Source organism: Saccharothrix texasensis, assembly GCF_003752005.1.
Classification (GTDB): Bacteria; Actinomycetota; Actinomycetes; order Mycobacteriales; family Pseudonocardiaceae; genus Actinosynnema; species Actinosynnema texasense.
Genome location: NZ_RJKM01000001.1, coordinates 8,738,699 through 8,757,458, shown reverse-complemented (window position 1 = coordinate 8,757,458; position 18,760 = coordinate 8,738,699). Strand labels below are relative to the sequence as shown.

Sequence of the window (18,760 nt, the reverse complement as noted above, 5' to 3'; positions counted from 1 at the left end):
CGGGGTCGCGCGACCCCGACCGGGCCGCGGCCCCGGACGACGTACCGTGGATCAGGTGAGCACCGCACCGGCAACCGTCACCCTGGGCGACCACTTCGCCCGCACGCTCCCGGAGCTGGCCCTGGCGTGGCGGGCCGAGCCCGCTCCCGCGCCGAACCTGCTCGTGCTCAACGAACGGCTGGCCGCCGAGCTCGGCCTGGACGCCGCCTGGCTGCGCGGCCCGGAGGGCCTGCGACTGCTCGTCGGCGAGCAGGTCCCCGAGGGCGTCACGCCGGTCGCGCAGGCCTACGCCGGGCACCAGTTCGGGCACTACGCGCCGCGGCTCGGCGACGGCCGCGCCCTGCTGCTCGGCGAACTACCCCACGCCGACGGCCGTCCCCGCGACCTGCACCTCAAGGGCTCCGGGCGCACCCCGTTCGCCCGTGGCGGCGACGGCTTGGCGGCGGTCGGCCCGATGCTGCGCGAGTACGTCGTCAGCGAGGCGATGCACGCCCTCGGCATCCCGACGACCCGTTCGCTGGCCGTGGTGGCGACCGGGCGGCCGGTGCGCCGCGAGACCGTGCTCCCGGGAGCCGTGCTCGCCCGCGTGGCGAGCAGCCACCTGCGCGTCGGCAGCTTCCAGTACGCCCGCGCCACCGGGGACGTCGACCTGCTGCGCCGGCTGGCCGACCACGCCATCGGCCGCCACCACCCGGAGGCGGTCGAGGCCGCGAACCGCCACCTCGCGCTGTTCGAGGCGGTGGTCGCGGCGCAGGCGTCGCTGGTGGCGCGGTGGATGCTCGTCGGCTTCGTGCACGGGGTCATGAACACCGACAACATGACGATCTCCGGCGAGACCATCGACTACGGGCCCTGCGCGTTCATGGACGCGTTCGACCCGGCCACCGCCTACAGCTCCATCGACCACGCCGGGCGCTACGCCTACGGCAACCAGCCGCGCGTGGCCGAGTGGAACCTGGCCCGGCTCGCCGAGGCCCTGCTGCCGCTGTTCGCCGACGACGAGGAGCGGGCCGTCGCGGCGGCGGTCGAGGCGCTGGGCACGTTCCGCGCGCGGTACGACGACGCGTGGTCGACCGGCATGGCCGCGAAGCTCGGCCTCGACCACCCCGCGCCCGCGCCGCTGGTGGACGACCTGCTCGCGCTGCTCCGGGACAACCGCGTCGACCACACCTCGTTCCACCGCCGTCTGGGCGCGGCGGCCGACGGCGACACCGAGCCCGCGCGCGAGCTGTTCCTCGACCTGGCCGGGATCGACGCCTGGCTGGTCCGCTGGCGCGCCCTCGGACCGGACGCCGCCGCCATGCGCCGGGTCAACCCCGCCTACGTCCCCCGCAACCACTTGGTGGAGGAGGCGCTCACCGCCGCGACCGAAGGCGACCCCGCCCCGCTGGAACGGCTCCTCGACGCGGTGACGGCGCCCTACGACGAGCGGCCCGGGCTGGACCGCTACGCCGAACCGGCGCCGGAGCGGTTCGCCGCCGCCTACCAGACGTTCTGCGGGACCTGAGCCTCCGCCGCGCCGGTTCCCGTCACCGGCGGGCGGCAGGTCGGACGAGGTCGTCGTGCGGCCGGTCCATCCAGGCCGCCCTGCTCGCCGGCCGGCTCCGCCTGACGCCCGAGGACCACCACGACGGGTGACGACGAGCCGACCGGTCAGCGCTTGGGCACGAAGGCGTAGACGCTGGCGGGCGAGCCGGAGCCGCGGCGGTTGACCGTGCCGCCGACCAGGACGTGCGCGCCCTGCTCGGGCAGCGAGGCCAGGTTCGCCAGGACCTCCAGGCTGATCCGGTGCTCGCGGTAGAGCAGCTTGGACACCCGGTACTCGGCGTCGAGCGCGGACTCCGGGCTGAACGTGTCCGTGCCCAGCGCGCCGCGCCGGCCGAGGCGACCGGTGTCGACGAGCCACTGCACGGCCGCCAGCGAGAACCCCGGCTGGTGCATGGCGCCGTCGGCGTCGAAGTTGAAGAACGCCGGGGTGCCCCAGCGCTCCTCCCACCCGGTCCACAGCACGACCGCGGCCTCGTTCGGGATGCGGCCGTGCCGCTTCTCCCACCGCTGCAGGTCGGCGACGCTCACCTCGTAGTCGGCGTCCCGCGCGGCCCGTTCCCGCACGTCGATCTTGACGGCGGGCAGGAACAGGTCCTCGGCGTCGAGCTCGTCGGCGTGCGGCTGGTCGTCGTTGAAGTGCGCGGGCGCGCCCCAGTGGGTGCCGGTGTGCTCGCCCTGCCGCGCGTACTGGAGGTAGTACCCGTGCTCCGGCACCGTGGTCACGGTGGTGAGGGTGAACTCCGGGTCGCCCGGGTAGACGTTGGTCCGGTCCGGGTCGTTGACGTGGGCCAGGTTCACCAGCCGGTAGTCGGCCAGGCCGAGCCGGCCGGAACGACCCGAAGCGCCCGCCGAACCACCGCCCGCGAACATGCCGCCCACCGCTGTCGCCACACCCGCGAGCATCGAGCGTCTCCGCACCGCTTACCACTCCTCTGCCTGGCCGTCACCCGATCCGGGTAACCGTACCGGCAGGGTGATCACAAAACGACGACCTGCCGGACGGCTTCTCCTGACGCCAAACGGGTGAACCCGGTGTTGATGTCGTCCAGCTCGAGGCGCCCCGACAGCAGTTCGTGCACGGGCAGCTGCCCGGCCCGGTAGAGGTCGACGAACCGGGGCACGTCCCGCCGCGGCACGCACGAGCCGAGGTAGCTGCCCTTCACCGTCCGCTCCTCGGCGACCAGGCTCAGCGCGGGCAGGGTGATCGTCCGGTCGGGGTGCGGCAGGCCGACGGTCACCGTGGTGCCGCCCGCGCCGGTGGCCAGGTACGCCTGCTCCAGCACGGCCGCCACGCCGGTGGTGTCGATGACCTTGTCCGCGCCGCCGCCGGTCAGCGAGCGCACCTCCGCCACCGCGTCGGGACCGCCGGCCACGTCGTGGGTGGCGCCGAGCTTGCGGGCCAGCTCCCGCTTGTGCGCCACCACGTCCACCGCGATGATCTGCGACGCGCCGGCGGCCCGTGCGGCGAGCAGCGCGGCCAGCCCGACGCCGCCGAGCCCGAACACCGCGACCCGGTCACCGGGTGTGACGGCCGCGCTGTAGAACGCCGCGCCCGCGCCGGTGAGCACCGCGCAGCCGAACAGGGCGGCGATCTCGAACGGCAGGTCGGCGGGCACGAGGGTGGCCGACTTCTCCGACACCACGGCGTACTCGGCGAACCCGGACACGCCGAGGTGGTGGTGCGGTCGAGTGCCGTCGGGCAGCCGAAGCCGCCGGTCGCCGCCGAGCAGCGTGCCCGCGCGGTTGGCCGCCGCGCCCGGTTCGCACAGCGCCTGCCGCCCGGACACGCAGCGGCGGCACGACCCGCAGGCGGGCACGAACGACAGCACCACCCGGTCGCCGACCGCGAAGTCCGACGCGCCCTGCCCGGTCTCCACCACCTCGCCCGCGGCCTCGTGGCCGAGCAGCATCGGCAGCGGCCGGACCCGGGAGCCGTCGATCACCGACAGGTCGGAGTGGCACAGCCCGGTGGCGCGCACCTGCACCAGCAGCTCGCCCGCACCGGGCGGGTCGAGCTCCAGGTCGAGCACCTGAAGCGGTCCGCCGACCTCGGTCAGCACCGCGCCCCTGGTCTTCACGCGACCACCAGCCCTTCCATCGCGGCGCGCAGACCGGCCGGGATCGCCACCGGCTTGCGGGTCTCGCGGTCGGTGAACACGTGCACGAAGTGCCCTTCGGCGACCACGTCGTCCCGTCCCTCCGGGTAGAAGCCGACCTCGTAGCGGACGCTGGAGCGGCCGAGGTGCCCGATCCGCAGGCCCGCGTCCACGGCCTCGGGGAACGCGATGGACGCCCGGTAGTTGCAGTGGGACTCCACGCACAGCCCGATCGCCTGCCCGTGGTGGATGTCCAACCCGCCCTCGGTGATCAACCAGGTGTTGATCACCGTGTCCATGAAGGCGTAGTGCACGACGTTGTTCACGTGCCCGTACACGTCGTTGTCGTGCCACCTGGTCGGCATCCGCTGCCAGTGCCGGTAGTCCTCACGCACGCGTCCTCCTGAACCGCACCGAACCTCCTGGGTCAGTCGAGCATCCGAGTCAGCTCGACGCGGGACCGCACCTCGAGCCTGGCGAAGATGTTGCGCAGGTGGTGCTCGACGGTGCGGTGGCTCAGGAACAGCCGCGCGGCCACCTCGCGGTTGGTCGCGCCCTCGGCGACCAGGCGGGCGATCTGCGCCTGCTGCGGGGTCAGGCCCGCGGTCGGGTCGACGTCGGAGCGGCCCGCGGCCCGGTTGGCGGCGCGGTCGGCGGTCCGGTCGGCCTGGGTCGGCCCGACCGCCTCGCCCGCCGCGCGCAGCTCGGCGCGGGCCCGGGCGACCCAGCGGTCGGCGTCGTAGCGCTGGAAGATCTTCACCGCGTCGCGCAGCAGGTCGCGCGCGGCGCGCGGCTTGCGGTCGCGGCGCAGCCGGTGGCCGTAGAACAGCTCGGTCTTGGCCAGTTCCATGGCGGTGCCGCTGGCCCGGTGCAGCCGGATCGCCTCGCGGAAGTGCTCCTCGGCGCGCGGCCCGTCGGCGAGCAGGCCGCGGCAGCGGTGCGACAGCGCGAGCCGGGCCGCGCTGCCCGTGGTGCCCGCCCACTTCTCGTACCGGCGCAGCGCCCGGTCCGCGGTGGCCGGCCGGCCGCAACCGACGGCGGCCTCCACCACGTGCGGCGCGGCCATCACCTTGATGCCGGTGTGCACGCCGCCCGACCCGGCGGCCATCAGCCGCAGCCGGTCCAGCGCGTCGGCCGGCCGGTCGAGCACGAGGTCCACGCAGGCGAACGCCCACGCGCCGAACGTGCCGGAGCGGCCGAGCCCGCGTTCGGCGATCTGCTCGGCGGCGGCGTCGATGCGGTGCATCGCGGTGTCGGTGTCGCCGCGCAGGGCGGCGACCAGGGCGAGGATCGTGAGGTGGTCGACCACGGCGTTGTGCTGGCCGATGGCGGTGGCCGCGTGCACGCCCTCGAACGCGGCCGACAACGCCACCGAGTGCTGGTCGAGCAGCAACGCCGAGAGCGCGCGGTAGACCAGCGCCCACGGCACCAGCGCGGTCAGGCCGTGCTCGTGCGCCGCGGTGACCGCGCTGGTGGCCAGCTCGTGCGCCCGGGACGCGTCGCCGAGGGTGTAGGCCGCCTGGCCGCCCCAGATCTTGGCCTGCGGGTGCGGCACCCGCTCGGCCAGCTCGATCACCGAGCGCAGCACGGGCAGGGCCTCCTCGTGCCGCCCGGCGAACGTGGCGGCCATGCCCGCGAGGTGGTCCAGGGTGATCCGGGTCCCGTCCGGCTCGTCGGGCCGGCGCAGGCTCGCGGCGAACGCGGCGGTCTCGGCGTACCGGGCGTGGTCGCCCGCGATGCTCGCCGCCTCGCCGGCGAAGCCCAGCGCGGTGATGGCCAGCGAGCGGTGGGTGCCGACCAGCTCGCCCGCCGCGTGCAGCAGCCGGCGCACCGCGACGTCCGGCAGGCCGTTGCCCAGGTCGATGCCGCCGCGCAGCAGCTCGGCGCGCGCCCTCAGCTCGCCGCTGTCGGTCAGCCGCGCCGCGGTGCGCAGCGCGACGCGGGCCCGGCGGGGCGCGCCGGAGGCCCAGTGGTCGGTGGCGGCGGCGATCAGGTGGCGCGCCTTGGCGTCCGGGTCCGCGGCGAGCGCGGCGGCGCGGTCGTGGTCGCGGGCGGCGGCCGGGTAGTCGCCGCAGCGGCGGGCGCGGCCGGCGGAGGCTTCGAGCCGTTCGGCGAACGCGTCGCGCGCGCCCGGCGCGCGGGCGGCCTCGTGCCAGGTGCGGCGCGGTCCGGGCGGCAGGTTCGCGGCCAGCGCGGCGTGCGCCGCGTAGCGCAGGGCCAGCGGTATCGCGGTGCGCAGCGTGGACCGGACCAGCGGGCCGCCGTCCAGCAGGGCGGCGGCCTCCTCGACCGCGGCCAGGTCCAGATCGGGCATCCGGGCCAGCGCGTCGGCGTCGACCTCGTCGTCCACCACGCTCAACGCCGCCGCGAACCGGGCCTGCGGCGAGAGGGCGCGGAAGCGGGCGCTGAACCGGGCCCGCAGTGAGCTGTCCTCGGGCAGCTCGTCGGGCGCGGGCGCGGTGCCGCCGAGCTGCTCGGAGGTCAGCGCGCGGGCCAGTTCGGTGAGCGCGAGCGGGTTGCCCCTGGCCAGGTCGGCGACGTCGTCGGCCAGGCCGGGCGCGAGGCCGGGCCTCAGGTCGCGCAGCACGCGCAGGCTGTCGGCGTGGTCGAGCGGGTCGAGCCGCACCCACGGCAGCCCCAGCGGCTCGCCCTCGGTGGCGATGAGCACGGCCACCGGCTCGTCGGCGGCGTCGGCGGCCAGCTCCACGAGCCAGTCGACGTCCTCCAGCAGGTGGGCGTCGTCCACGCACAGCAGGACCTCGCGGTCGGTGGTGACGGCGGTCTCCCGGACGGCGGCCAGCATCGCCGTCTTGCCGGCGCCCAGGCCGCCGCGCAGCACCAGCGCCCCGCCGTGACCGGCGCGGGCACGGGCGAGCAACGCGTCGACGGCGACGCGCTGCCGGTCACGTCCGCGCAGCATGCAGCCAGTCTGGCGGGAGGGCGACGTCCGGCGGAAGAGCTGCGGCAGAAATTATCTACCAGCGTTAGTTTTCGGCTCGGGACCGGTGGTTGCACCGATGCGGAGCGCTCACCCAGTGGCGCAAGGTCATCGCTGACCGTAGTTCCCTGCCAAGCGAGGTGTACACCGACGTGCAACTCCGCAAACTGATCCCCGCGCTGATCCCGGCGATGGTCCTGTCCCTGGTCGGCGTGAGCCCGGCCAACGCCGCCGAGGAGGAGTTCCGGCGCGGCCCCGCGCCGAGCAACTCCAGCATCGAGGCGTCCCGCGGCCCGTTCTCCACCTCTTCCACCACGGTGTCTTCGCTGGTCTCCGGCTTCGGCGGCGGCACGATCTACTACCCGACCAGCACCTCCGAGGGCACCTTCGGCGCGGTCGCCATCTCACCCGGCTTCACCGGCACGGAGTCCACCATCGCGTGGCTGGGCCCCCGCCTGGCGTCGCAGGGCTTCGTGGTGATCACCATCGCCACCAACTCCCTCTACGACCAGCCCGACAGCCGGGCGGACCAACTGCTCGCCGCGCTCGACTACCTGACCCAGCGCAGCGACGTCCGCAGCCGGATCGACGCGTCGCGGCTGGGCGTCATGGGCCACTCGATGGGTGGTGGCGGCACCATGCGCGCCGCCGAGCAGCGCCCGTCCCTGCAGGCGGCGATCCCGCTGACCGGGTGGCACACCGACAAGACCTGGGGCAGCAACCGGGTGCCCACCCTGGTCGTCGGGGCGGAGGACGACACGGTGGCGCCGGTGGCGTCGCACTCGATCCCGTTCTACACCTCGCTGCCGTCCACCCTGGACAAGGCGTACCTGGAGCTGAACGGCGCCAGCCACTTCGCGCCCAACAGCTCGAACACGACGATCGCGAAGTACAGCATCGCGTGGCTCAAGCGGTTCATCGACAACGACACCCGCTACGAGCAGTTCCTGTGCCCGTCCCCGGCCGACAGCTCGCTGATCTCGGACTACCGGGACACCTGTCCGCACTCGGTCTGATCGACCGGGTCGCCGACCCGGGCGTGGCGTCGCGCCCGATCTCGACGCCACGCCCGTTCCACGGCTCGACTACGCGGTGCCGACTTCACGTCGGCACCGCGTTTTTTCGTGCCCGCCGGAGGATGAACTTCGGTCCGCACATCGGCGAAACCGCAGACCAGAGGTGGTCCAAGACGCTGTCAACGACACTTTCCAGTGAATATTGCTACGCCAAATGATACCGCCATTCCTGCTCATCACGAATAATGCTCCAATGCACGTCAAGATCACCCGTTGATGACTTGCGAAGCAGACAACATCCACAGTGAGTACGCACAACAGGCCTGAATGACCCTCAGGGGGGTCGTCACATCGGCCGCTTCCGGTAGCGCATTCAGGCTCACTACGGTCGATGCGGACCACTGAGCTGAACCGATTGGCGGTGTGATGCGGTGACTGTGACCGATTCGGACTTGGACATCGAGCGACCACGCTTGAGCCTGGGCACGGCGGCGGCGCGGAACCTCGCGACCACGACCAAGTCCGTTCCCCAGATGCAGGGCATCACCTCGCGGTGGCTGCTGAAGGTCCTGCCCTGGGTGGAGGCGAAGGGTGGCGCCTTCCGGGTCAACCGCAGGCTCAGCTACGAGATCGGTGACGGACGGCTGACGTTCACCAACATCGGCGCCGACGTGCGGGTCATCCCGCAGGAGCTGACCGAACTGGCGCTGCTGCGCGGCTACGAGGACGTCGAGGCCCTGAGCGCGCTGGCCGACCGGTTCACCCAGCACGAGTACGAGCCCGGCTCGGTGATCGTGGAGGAGGGCCGGCCGCAGGACGCGGTCCACCTGATCGCGCACGGCAAGGTGAACAAGATCGGCCGGGGCGAGTACGGCGACCAGACCGTGCTCGGCACGCTGGCCGACGGCGAGTACTTCGGCGGCGACGTCCTCGCCGGGCCGCAGGGCGAGTGGGACTTCACCATCAAGGCCGTCACGCCGGTGATCGTCCTGGTGCTGTCGTGGGAGGTGTTCGAGCAGCTCAACGGCGAGGCCGGCGGGCTGCGGGCGCACATCCAGCGGATGTTCGCGGCGGGCGGCAAGTCCAACGCCTACGGCGAGGCCGAGATCGACATCGCCTCGGGCCACGAGGGCGAGCCCGACCTGCCCGGCACGTTCGTCGACTACGAGGTCTCGCCGCGCGAGCTCGAGCTGAGCGTCGCGCAGACCGTGCTGCGGGTGCACAGCCGCGTCGCCGACCTCTACAACCAGCCGATGGACCAGGTCGAGCAGCAGCTGCGGCTGACCATCGAGGCGCTGCGCGAGCGCCAGGAGCACGAGATGGTCAACAACCGCGACTTCGGCCTGCTCAACAGCGCCGACCTCAAGCAGCGCATCCACACCCGCAGCGGACCGCCCACCCCGGACGACATGGACGACCTGCTGGCCACGGTGTGGAAGGAGCCGACGGCGTTCATGGCGCACCCCCGGGTGATCGCCGCGTTCGGCCGCGAGTGCAGCAAGCGCGGCATCTACCCGTCGACCATCGACCTCAACGGCCACCACGTGCCCGCGTGGCGCGGCGTGCCGGTGCTGCCGTGCAACAAGATCCCGATCACCAAGACCCGCACCAGCTCGGTGATGCTGCTGCGCGCCGGCGAGCACAACCAGGGCGTCATCGGCCTGCACCAGACGGGTCTGCCCGACGAGTACCAGCCCGGCCTGTCGGTGCGGTTCATGGGCATCAACGAGAAGGCGATCATCTCCTACCTCGTCAGCGCCTACTACTCCACCGCGATCCTCGTGCCGGACGCGATCGGTGTGCTGGAGCACGTTGAACTCGGCCGCGAAGACTGACTAGTCCCCCCGACCAGATTGGGCAGCCCAAGTGACCGTGACAGACCCCGGCCTCGCACCCGAGGAGGCCGAGCAGCAGCGGCAGAGCCTGAGCACCGCCAGTGCCCGGAACCTCGCCAGCACCACCAAGTCCACCCCGCAGATGCAGGGCATCTCGCCGCGGTGGCTGCTGCGCAAGCTGCCCTGGGTGACCACCCAGGCAGGCACCTACCGGGTCAACCGCCGCCTCACCTACGCGCTCGGCGACGGACGGGTGAGCTTCACCAGCACCGGCGCCGACGTCCGGGTCATCCCGCAGGAGCTGCGGGAGCTGCCCGTGCTGCGCGACTTCCCGGACGACGACGTGCTGACCGCGCTGGCCGACCGGTTCCGGCAGCGGGAGTTCCGGCCGGGCGACGTCCTGGTCTCCTCCGGTGACCGGGCCGACGAGGTCTACCTCATCGCGCACGGCAAGGTGAACAAGCTCGGGCAGGGCAAGTACGGCGACGAGACCGTGCTCGACACGCTGGCCGACGGCGACCACTTCGGCGACGAGGTCATGTACGGCGACGAGGTGGAGTGGGACTTCACCATCAAGGCGGTCACCCCGGTGATCGTGCTGGCGCTGCCGTGGCGGGCGCTGCGGGAGCTGAACGGGCAGGCCGACGCGCTGCGGGCGCACATCGACGGGTTCGCCCGCGCCGCGGGCAAGCCGCAGAACAAGCACGGCGAGGCGGCGATCGAGATCGCCTCCGGCCACGAGGGCGAGCCGGACCTGCCGACGACCTACGTGGACTACGAGCTGGCGCCGCGCGAGTACGAGCTGGAAGTGGCGCAGACCGTGCTGCGGGTGCACAGCCGCGTCGCCGACCTCTACAACCACCCGATGAACCAGACCGAGCAGCAGCTGCGGCTGACCATCGAGGCCCTGCGCGAGCGCCAGGAGCACGAGATGCTCAACAACCGCCGCATCGGGCTGCTGCACAACGCCGACCTCAAGCAGCGCATCCACACCCGGTCCGGCCCGCCCACCCCGGACGACCTGGACGAGCTGGTGTCCCGGCGGCGCAAGACGGCGTTCATGCTGGCCCACCCGCGCGCGATCGCCGCGTTCGGCCGCGAGGCCAGCAAGCGCGGCCTGTACCCCGGCACCGCCAACGTGGACGGCACGCAGGTCGTCACCTGGCGCGGTGTCCCGCTGCTGCCGTCGAACAAGATCCCGATCACGCCGCAGGGCACCACCTCGATCCTCGCCATGCGGGTCGGCGAGAAGGACAACGGCGTGATCGGGCTGCACCAGCCGGGCATCCCGGACGAGGTGCAGCCGAGCCTGAACGCGCGGTTCATGGGCATCAACGAGAAAGCGATCGTGTCCTACCTGGTCAGCGCCTACTACTCGGTGGCCGTGCTGGTGCCCGACGCGCTCGGGGTGCTGGAGCACGTGGAGATCGGCCGGTCCTGACCGCGGCGTCGTGCACGACAGCCGGGCCGCCACGCCCGGCTGTCGCTCTCCCCTGCCCGTGCCTGCTCCGGTAGCCGGGCTCCTCCCCCCGAACAGGAGTTGTGGCGGATGACCGACCTGGACGTGAGCCTCGATCACCGGACCGCGCGCGAGGTGCTGGACTGGAGCCGGGCGGGCCTGGACCCCGCGTTGCGGGCGGCGGTCGACCGGCTGCCCGACTCGATGCGGGCCATCGCGGGCTACCACTTCGGGTGGTGGGACCAGCACGGCAGGCCGATCGGCGCGGACGCGGGCAAGGCGATCCGGCCCGCGCTCGTGCTGCTGGGCACGCAGGCGGTGGGCGGCGCGGCGCACGCGGCGCTGCCGGCCGCGGTGGCGGTGGAGCTGACGCACAACTTCTCGTTGCTGCACGACGACGTGATGGACGGCGACCAGACCCGGCGGCACCGCCCGACGGCGTGGCGGGTGTTCGGCGTGAACCCGGCGATCCTGGCCGGCGACGCGTTGCTCACGCTGGCGCTGGACGTACTGGCGGGCAGCGGTCACCCGAGGGCCCAGCAGTCGATCCGGGTGCTGTCGTCGGCGGTGCAGCGCCTGCTGGACGGGCAGAGCGCCGACCTCGCCTTCGAGGAGCGCGCCGACGTGCGGCTGGCGGAGTGCGTGCGGATGGCCGAGGGCAAGACCGGCGCGTTGCTGGGCGCGGCCTGCGCGTTGGGCGCGTTGTTCGGCGGCGGGCGGGTCGACCAGGTGGAGCACCTGCGGTCCTTCGGCGAACGGGTCGGGTTGGCGTTCCAGTTCGTCGACGACCTGCTCGGCATCTGGGGCGACCCGGAGGTGACCGGCAAGCCGGTGTACTCGGACCTGGCCAACCGCAAGAAGTCGCTGCCGGTGGTGGCGGCGCTGACCTCGGACACGCCCGCCGGCCGCGAGCTGCACGCGCTGTACCACGCCGAGCAGCCGCTCACCCCGGCCGACCTGGCACGTGCGGCGGAGCTGATCGAGGACTCGGGCGCGCGGGCGTGGAGCCAGGGCCGGGCGGACGAGCTGCTGGCGCAGGCGCGGGAGCACCTGCGGGCGGCCGGGCCGTCCGAGCGCGCCGAGCGCGAACTGGACGCGCTGGCCAGCCTCGCCACCCGCCGCGACCACTGACCCTTCCGCCGCCTACCCAGGAGTGCTCATGGCCTTCCCCGTTGTGCTGCTGGCGTCGCCCCGGTCGTTCTGCGCCGGGGTGGAACGGGCGATCGACATCGTCGACCGGCTCCTGGACCAACGCGGTGGACCCGTCCACGTGCGGAAGCAGATCGTGCACAACACCCACGTGGTGGCCGAGCTGGAGGCGCGCGGCGCGGTGTTCGTCGACGAGCTGGACGCGGTGCCCGACGGCGCGACCGTGGTGTTCTCCGCGCACGGGGTGTCGCCCGCCGTGCGCGACGAGGCCGCGCGGCGCGGGTTGGACGTGGTCGACGCGACGTGCCCGCTGGTGACCAAGGTGCACGCGGAGGCGAAGCGGTACGCCGAGCGCGGCGACACGGTGGTGCTGATCGGGCACGCCGGGCACGAGGAGGTCGAGGGCACGCTCGGCGAGGCGCCCGCGCGGACCGTGCTGGTGGAGACGGTCGCGGACGTGGCGGCGCTGGAGGTGCCCGACCCGACCAGGGTGTCCTACCTGACCCAGACGACGCTCGCGATGGACGAGACCGCCGAGGTGCTGGCCGCGTTGCGGGCGAAGTTCCCGGCGCTGCGCGGTCCTTCCTCGGCGGACATCTGCTACGCCACCACCAACCGGCAGGACGCGGTGCGCGAGATCGCGCGGGAGGCCGACCTGGTGCTCGTGGTGGGCTCGCGGAACTCGTCGAACTCGGTGCGGCTGGTGGAGACCGCTCGGCGGATGGGCACGCCCGCGCACCTGATCGACGACGTCTCCGACATCCGTGAGGACTGGCTGGACGGCGCGCGGGTGGTCGGGGTGAGCGCGGGCGCGTCCGCGCCGCCGAAGCTGGTGGACGAGGTGGTGGAGGCGTTGGGCGCGTGGGACGTCCAGGTGCGGGAGACGGCGCGGGAGACGATCCGGTTCACCCTGCCCCCGGCGGTGCGCGGGACGTCCGGCCGGTCCTGAGCCGCGGGCCGGCCGGGGCGACTACCGCGGGCTCGGGTCCAGCTCCCAGGTCGACACGTGCTTGGTGCTCTCGGCGGTGAGCTCTGAGCGGTCCCAGTCCGCCCAGCGGTGCTTGAGGCGCATCCCGGCGATGCGCGCCATGAGGTCCAGCTCGGCCGGCCAGGCGTAGCGGAAGGGGATGCGGCGGAACGTCCCCGTCCCGTCCGGTGACACGGTGACGTGGTTCGACGTGAACTCCTGCGTGACGACGTCGTACCGGTCGAACCCGACGTAGCCGCCGCCGTCGGCGCCGGGCGCCACCGCGAACGGCACCACGTCCTGGCCGGGCGGCAGGCGGCGCAGGTCGGGCAGGCCCACCTCGACGAGGAACAGCCCGCCCGGCCGCAGGTGGGCGGCGGCGTTGCGGAAGACGTCGACCTGCCCGTCCTGCGCGGTCACGTTGCCGATGGTGTTGAACACCAGGTAGACCAACGAGAACCGACCGGCCACCCGCGTCGACGTCATGTCGCCGATCGTCACGTCGACCGCCGCGCCGCCCGGCTTGCCCGCGATCCGTGCCGCCATCGCCCGGCTCAGCTCGATGCCGCTCACCGGCACGCCGCGAGCGGCGAGCGGCGCGGCGATCCGCCCGGTGCCGACGGCGAACTCCAGCACCGGACCGTCGGCCAGGTCTTCGAGGACGTCCACCACCGGCGTCACGACCTCGGGCGCGCTCGCCCCGCCCGGGGCGTCGTAGCCCGCGGCGACGCTCTCGGGGAACCAGCCATCCGCCGGGTCGTCTTCCATCATGATCGCCGACGCTACGCCCGCGACCGCCCTGTCCCCCAACCATTTTCGTCAATGACCTGATCGTGGATTTCCCGGAGCCGGCCTGAACGGGCAGACCGTGCGGCACGGCCTTGTGGCCACCGCGACGGGTGCGACATGCTCGCTGCCGCGAGAAGGGGCCGCCAGGTAGTGGTCATCGTGCACCGCCACCGGATTCGGGTGTGGCGACCGGCGGAACGCCGCCTTTTCGAGGTTTCACCATGGGGAGGAATCGTGCGGTTATTTCACAGGTTCACCGTTGTCCTCGCCGGATGCGTGGCGGGAATCGGCGTGATGGCCGGTCCCGCGGTCGCGCAGCCGGGAGGTCAGTCGGTGGACGCCGCCGGGCTGACCGCGGGCAACACCGGATCAGCGGTCACGTCGGCGAAAGGGCTGAGCGCGGAGGAATACTGGACGCCGGCGCGCATGGCCGAGGCCATCGTCGCCGGACCACCTCGGGTCACCGCCGGCAGCACGGTGGAACAGCGCGCGCCGAGACCCGGGCCGAGGGGGAAGGTCGAGGGCGCGTTGCCGACGGTGGTGAGCCCCAAGGCGGACATCCACACCATGTCCGGCCGGGTGTTCTTCGTCGACGACCACGGCGGGGACCACTCCTGCTCGGGCAGCACGGTCAACAGCGGCGGCAAGCGGCTGGTGTTCACCGCGGGGCACTGCGTGCACGGCGGCGGCTCCGGTCGTGGCTGGTTCGACGTCAACCGCTGGGTGTTCGTGCCCGAGTACCACGGCGGCTCGCCGTTCGGCACGTGGAACGCCTACCAGCTGTGGACCAAGACCGCGTGGATCGACAACGCGAACCGCGCGTTCGACGTGGCGGCCGTGGTGATGCAGCCCAAGGACGGCGTGCGCATCGTGGACGCGGTGGGCGGCCAGGGAATCCGATGGGGATACGGCTACGGCCACGGGGTCCACATGTTCGGCTACCCGGCCGATCCGCCGTTCGACGGAAGCGGCCTCTACTACTGCTCGGGCACCACGTGGAACGAGGGCGGATTCCCGACCTTGGGCTGCACCATGACCGGTGGCGCGAGTGGCGGCCCGTGGCTGGCCGAATACGGGGTGACGTTCTGGGCCTATCTCGACGGGGTGAACAGCTGGATGTTCTGGGACCCGGACCCCACGCACGTGTACAAGTGGCAAAGCCCTTATTTCAGCTACGATACCGCCGGGAGCTTGTTCGACGCGGTGAAGGACATGTAGCGGCGCTGATCGCGCGGGACGACCTGTCCGCCGGGCGGTCGGGCGGACCGGTCGTCGCCTTCGCGCGGCGGACCGGGAGGTCGTGTTGTGCGACGACGAGCGGTCATCCCCCTCGCGGCGGCGGTGACGGCGGCGGCCGTGGCCGGCCTCTGGCTCGGCGTCCTGCGGCCCGGTTCCCCCGAGGTCCCCGGTCCGGGCTCGTGCGACGCGCCCCCCGGTCAGGCCTCCGGCCCCGTCGCCGGCACATCGGGACGTGGCGACGAGTACTGGAGCCCCGAGCGGATGAGCAGCGCCGGGGGCGCGCCGATCCCCGGGAGGGCCGATCCCGGGAACTGCCGCTGAGCACTTCCCGGCCGTCCGGCGCCGGCCGACGCGCGGCGGAAATCGCCGCGGAATCGCCGTCGGGGCAATTCGCCCCGACCGCGCGCGGGAGCTCCAACATCAAACCTTGGTCAACAACCGTTGTGAGAGCGCTCCACCTCTCACTACCTTCGGTTCCGGCCACAAGCCACTCGGTGGTGAGCTCATCGCCAGGACACCAGAAACCCCCCACGTGTTCTGCGAGGTAAGCGTGATCGCGAATCCCACACCCATCGGGTAGACCCCCGGCGGACGCCTGGGACGACCAGTCCCAGGCGATCCGGAGTCGGACCACCGGCGAACGAACGGTGCAGAAGACCGATCATCCGATGCCTGCGCACCGGCCGCGCACCGCGTCGAACACCCCGTGGAAGCGGCCGGGCACAGACCGTCGCGACGACGCGCAGAACCTCCCACATGCCGGGAAAACCGAGACAGGAGCCGTGATCACTCGTAGGGTCTAGCGGCGTCAGCGACCCTGACGCACGCGCGACCATGATCACTTCGACGGCTTTGAGGAGCTGGTGTGTCGACCCTCCGGGTGCGCCCCTACACCAGAACCGGCGGGCGCACGCGCTCCGCGACGACGTTGGCCATCGAGACCATCGTGACGACGAACGAAAGAGCGGCGAGAGACGCTCTCACGTCGACCGCGGAACACCGCGTCATCAGCGACCTGTGCCGCAACCCGCATTCCGTCGCGGAAGTCGCGGCGACATTGCGGTTGCCGCTCGGCGTGGTCCGCGTGTTGTTGGCGGACATGTCCGACATGAGCCTGATCAACGTGCACGAAGATCAGGCGATCGACGCCAAGGGTCGGCCGTCACTGGAGTTGATGGAACGCGTCCTGCTCGGTTTGCGCCGAATCTGACCGTTCCCGCAAGGCGTGCACGACGGCGGTCATGTCCTGCTTGCCGTGCCCCAGTTCCACCGTGCGGCCCATGAGTGCCAGGCACTGGTCCACCAGCGGCGAGGCGACCCCGGCGGCACGGGCGGCGGCGGTGATCAGCCGGGTGTTGGTGAAGACGTCGGCGGCGGCGGCCTGCGCGTCGAAGTCGCCGGCGAGGAGCTTCGCGGTCTTCGCGCGGGACACCTTGCTCGCCATCGGGCCCTTGTCCAGCACCTCGACCAGCGTGCCGAGGTCGAGCCCGTGCCGTTCGCCGAAGTGGAACGCCTCGACCAGGCCGGTGGTCATGGTGATCAGGAACAGGTTCACCGACAGCTTCATCAGCAGCGCGTTGGGCGTCGGGCCGCAGGACACGGAGTCCGCGCACATCGGCGTGATCACCTCCCGGACCCGGGCCACGGCGTCCTGGTCGCCGGCGAGCATGGCGACGAGTTCGCCCGCCTCGGCCGGGCCGCGCGAGCCGGAGACGGGCGCCTCGACGTAGTCACCACCGGCGGCGCGGACGTCGGCGCCGAGCGCGTGCGAGTAGCCCGGCGAGGTCGTGCCCATGTGCACGACCGTGCGGCCGGCGACGAGGTCGGCGAACCGGTCCGTGCCGCGTTCGAGGACGGCGTCGATCGCGTCCTCGTTGGCCAGCATGAGGATCACGACCTCGGCCGCGGCGAAGACCTCGGCCGGTGTCGCCACGACCCGCGCGCCCGCGTCCCGCAGCGGTTCCACCCGGTGCGGCGAGCGGTTCCACACCACGAGCGGCCGGCCGGACCGGGCCAGGTTGAGCGCCATCGGCTGCCCCATGATGCCGAGACCGATGAATCCGACCTCCACCACGACCTCCTCGCACGACGGCACGGCGCCGTCTCCCCGGGGGATTGAACGCCGTGCCGGTGGTGCGGGTCTTGAACGGTGGTGCGCTCGGCGTGTCCCGGGCGTTCGACCCGGGTGTCCTCAACGCGGGACACCCGCGTTCCGGGCGCAGGACACGCGGGTGGTCAGGAGGTGGGGAGGCGGACCAGGGGTTCGCCGTCCTCGGTGTCCCGCACCACGAACTCGGTGATGTCGTGCCAGCGCAGGCCGACGGAGGCCCGCACCGTCACCGGGTCCTTGCCCGGGCCGGACGTCGTCACCAGCCAGGAGCCGAGGACCATCGCCTCACCCGTGCGCGACTTCGCCACCAGCTCGCACCGGGTGGGGCCCTTCGCGCCCTTCACCTCGACCTGCACCGACGTGCCCCACGGCTCGGGGGTGGCCGAGAGCCGGGCGAACACGCCGGTCGTGGGATCGGTGCGGGTGATGGTGCCGGACGGGTCCGGGGCGCCCTTCGCCACGTTGGACTGCTCCGGCACCGACGGCGTGGAGGAGGTGGCGACCGGGTCGGACGGTGCGGCGGCGTAGACCGACACGACCGCGGTCAGCACGACGAGCAACACCGCGGCGGCGGCGGCCAGCAGCGCGACGTTGCGGCGCTTGCGCGCCCTGACTTCCGAGACCGAGTCGAGCATCGCGCGCACCGAGCGGCCGTCGGGCCGCTCCCCCGCGTTGGCGCGCAGCATGCCGTTGGCGTCGGCCTCGTCGAGCAGATCGGGAAGTTCGGCGAAATCACGCAGGTCGAGCGCACATCGACGGCACTGGGCGAGGTGGTTCTCGAACGCGTCGACCTCGTCCTCGTCGAGGACACCGAGGACGTACGCCGCCACGTCGACGTGGAACGGCTGCGAAGTCACCTGTTCAGCCCCGATCCTGCAACGCTCGCCGCAGGGCGCGGAGCGCGTAGTACACCCTGGACTTCACCGTGCCGGGCGGTACCCCGAGCACCGCTGCGGCTTCCCCGACGGTCCGATCCCTCAAGTACGTCTCGAGAATAGCCTCCCGGTGTTCCTCCGTCAGTCCGTTCATCGCTTCGGCTACGACTATGGCCGCCAGCGTGCGGTCCGCTTCATCACGCTGCGGGGCCTCGTCGGACGGCGTCAACTCCGACTCCTGCGGTCGGACGCTCCGCTTGCGACGGTCGTCGATGACCAGCCGCCGGGCGACGGTGAACAGCCAGGAGCGCAGCAGGACGGGGTCCCGCTCCAGCTTCTCGGCGTTGCGCCACGCCCGCACGAGCGTCTCCTGGACGATGTCCTCTGCCCACTGCCGGTCGCTGCCGGTCAGCCTCATGGCATGCCCGAGCAGCGCGCTGCCGAACTCCTGGTAGAGCCTGCGGATCAGCTCGTCTTCCAGACTCAAGTCCGGCCAACCGTGATCTCTTTGGGGGGAAGTGCTGCGTCTGTGCCGCGCCACGCCGAGCATCCAAGCGCGCCGGGGGCTGCCGCGTCGAGGGTTTGGCCGCAAAAAAAGTCGTCGATTTGTTCGTGAACCGTCATCGCATCGTGTCCGTACTCCACGGTATCCGCTTCAAAGCCTCGGACCCGGCCTACCGGTCCGCTAGGCCTTTCGGCGGACCCGCCGGCCGGAGAAAGGACCAATGATGCGAAGTCG

At 72.4% G+C, this 18,760-nt stretch carries 17 protein-coding genes; 9 read left to right on the top strand and 8 right to left on the bottom strand.

What is annotated here, in order from left to right; genetic code table 11:
- The first annotated feature begins 55 nt into the window (after positions 1 to 55).
- Positions 56 to 1,507, top strand: a complete 1,452-nt coding sequence (locus tag EDD40_RS39075) for a protein adenylyltransferase SelO (RefSeq protein WP_123748615.1) — start codon at positions 56 to 58, stop codon at positions 1,505 to 1,507.
- 146 nt (positions 1,508 to 1,653) lie between these two features.
- Here EDD40_RS39075 and EDD40_RS39070 read toward each other — a convergent pair whose 3' ends face one another.
- The 4 genes from EDD40_RS39070 to EDD40_RS39055 all read right to left on the bottom strand — a co-directional run bounded on the left by EDD40_RS39070 (position 1,654) and on the right by EDD40_RS39055 (position 6,564).
- Positions 1,654 to 2,439 carry a cyclase family protein gene (locus tag EDD40_RS39070; RefSeq protein WP_246038213.1) on the bottom strand — a complete coding sequence of 262 codons (786 nt, stop codon included), beginning with the start codon at positions 2,437 to 2,439 and terminating at the stop codon, positions 1,654 to 1,656.
- Positions 2,440 to 2,525: 86 nt separating this feature from the next.
- The gene (locus tag EDD40_RS39065; protein ID WP_123747339.1) at positions 2,526 to 3,626 is read right to left on the bottom strand and encodes a zinc-binding dehydrogenase; all 1,101 of its coding nucleotides are present in this window, start codon (positions 3,624 to 3,626) and stop codon (positions 2,526 to 2,528) included.
- Positions 3,623 to 4,009 (bottom strand): acyl-CoA thioesterase, encoded by a 387-nt coding sequence (locus EDD40_RS39060; protein ID WP_123748613.1) that lies wholly within the window; start codon positions 4,007 to 4,009, stop codon positions 3,623 to 3,625. Before EDD40_RS39060 ends, EDD40_RS39065 begins: the two co-directional genes overlap by 4 nt.
- 62 nt (positions 4,010 to 4,071) lie before the next feature.
- Entirely contained in the window at positions 4,072 to 6,564 is a 2,493-nt protein-coding gene (locus EDD40_RS39055; protein WP_123747338.1) for a LuxR family transcriptional regulator, read from the bottom strand.
- Positions 6,565 to 6,773: 209 nt separating this feature from the next.
- On the opposite strand from EDD40_RS39055, the gene EDD40_RS39050 reads away from it, so the two are divergent.
- The 5 genes from EDD40_RS39050 (at position 6,774) to ispH (ending at position 12,990) form a co-directional block, all read left to right on the top strand.
- Positions 6,774 to 7,598, top strand: coding sequence for an alpha/beta hydrolase family protein (locus EDD40_RS39050; protein WP_123748612.1), 825 nt, complete (start codon positions 6,774 to 6,776; stop codon positions 7,596 to 7,598).
- 431 nt (positions 7,599 to 8,029) lie between these two features.
- Positions 8,030 to 9,433, top strand: coding sequence for a family 2B encapsulin nanocompartment shell protein (locus EDD40_RS39045; RefSeq protein ID WP_123747337.1), 1,404 nt, complete (start codon positions 8,030 to 8,032; stop codon positions 9,431 to 9,433).
- A 31-nt stretch (positions 9,434 to 9,464) separates the two neighbouring features.
- Positions 9,465 to 10,874, top strand: a complete 1,410-nt coding sequence (locus tag EDD40_RS39040; RefSeq protein ID WP_123747336.1) for a family 2B encapsulin nanocompartment shell protein — start codon at positions 9,465 to 9,467, stop codon at positions 10,872 to 10,874.
- 108 nt (positions 10,875 to 10,982) lie between these two features.
- Positions 10,983 to 12,023 (top strand): family 2 encapsulin nanocompartment cargo protein polyprenyl transferase, encoded by a 1,041-nt coding sequence (locus tag EDD40_RS39035; RefSeq protein WP_123747335.1) that lies wholly within the window; start codon positions 10,983 to 10,985, stop codon positions 12,021 to 12,023.
- Between the two features lie 28 nt (positions 12,024 to 12,051).
- The gene (ispH, locus tag EDD40_RS39030; protein WP_123747334.1) at positions 12,052 to 12,990 is read left to right on the top strand and encodes a 4-hydroxy-3-methylbut-2-enyl diphosphate reductase; all 939 of its coding nucleotides are present in this window, start codon (positions 12,052 to 12,054) and stop codon (positions 12,988 to 12,990) included.
- Positions 12,991 to 13,011: 21 nt separating this feature from the next.
- On the opposite strand, the gene EDD40_RS39025 is transcribed toward ispH, so the two are convergent.
- Complete coding sequence (locus tag EDD40_RS39025; RefSeq protein ID WP_123747333.1) at positions 13,012 to 13,779, bottom strand: class I SAM-dependent methyltransferase; 768 nt, start codon at positions 13,777 to 13,779, stop codon at positions 13,012 to 13,014.
- 168 nt (positions 13,780 to 13,947) lie between these two features.
- On the opposite strand from EDD40_RS39025, the gene EDD40_RS39020 reads away from it, so the two are divergent.
- The 3 genes from EDD40_RS39020 (at position 13,948) to EDD40_RS39015 (ending at position 16,246) form a co-directional block, all read left to right on the top strand.
- Complete coding sequence (locus EDD40_RS39020; protein WP_148089059.1) at positions 13,948 to 15,015, top strand: trypsin-like serine peptidase; 1,068 nt, start codon at positions 13,948 to 13,950, stop codon at positions 15,013 to 15,015.
- An 87-nt stretch (positions 15,016 to 15,102) separates the two neighbouring features.
- On the top strand, positions 15,103 to 15,357 hold the full coding sequence (locus EDD40_RS41265) for a hypothetical protein (protein ID WP_148089058.1): 255 nt from the start codon (positions 15,103 to 15,105) through the stop codon (positions 15,355 to 15,357).
- A 544-nt stretch (positions 15,358 to 15,901) separates the two neighbouring features.
- Positions 15,902 to 16,246 carry a DUF742 domain-containing protein gene (locus EDD40_RS39015; RefSeq protein ID WP_123747331.1) on the top strand — a complete coding sequence of 115 codons (345 nt, stop codon included), beginning with the start codon at positions 15,902 to 15,904 and terminating at the stop codon, positions 16,244 to 16,246.
- On the opposite strand, the gene EDD40_RS39010 is transcribed toward EDD40_RS39015, so the two are convergent.
- The 3 genes from EDD40_RS39010 to EDD40_RS39000 all read right to left on the bottom strand — a co-directional run bounded on the left by EDD40_RS39010 (position 16,199) and on the right by EDD40_RS39000 (position 18,571).
- Positions 16,199 to 17,110, bottom strand: coding sequence for an NAD(P)-dependent oxidoreductase (locus tag EDD40_RS39010; RefSeq protein ID WP_484336696.1), 912 nt, complete (start codon positions 17,108 to 17,110; stop codon positions 16,199 to 16,201). The genes EDD40_RS39015 and EDD40_RS39010 overlap by 48 nt on opposite strands.
- Before the next feature lie 161 nt (positions 17,111 to 17,271).
- Entirely contained in the window at positions 17,272 to 18,003 is a 732-nt protein-coding gene (locus EDD40_RS39005; RefSeq protein WP_123747330.1) for an anti-sigma factor family protein, read from the bottom strand.
- 4 nt (positions 18,004 to 18,007) lie between these two features.
- Positions 18,008 to 18,571: a sigma-70 family RNA polymerase sigma factor gene (locus EDD40_RS39000; protein ID WP_123747329.1), complete on the bottom strand. Its 564-nt coding sequence runs from the start codon at positions 18,569 to 18,571 to the stop codon at positions 18,008 to 18,010.
- Between the last annotated feature and the right edge of the window lie 189 nt (positions 18,572 to 18,760).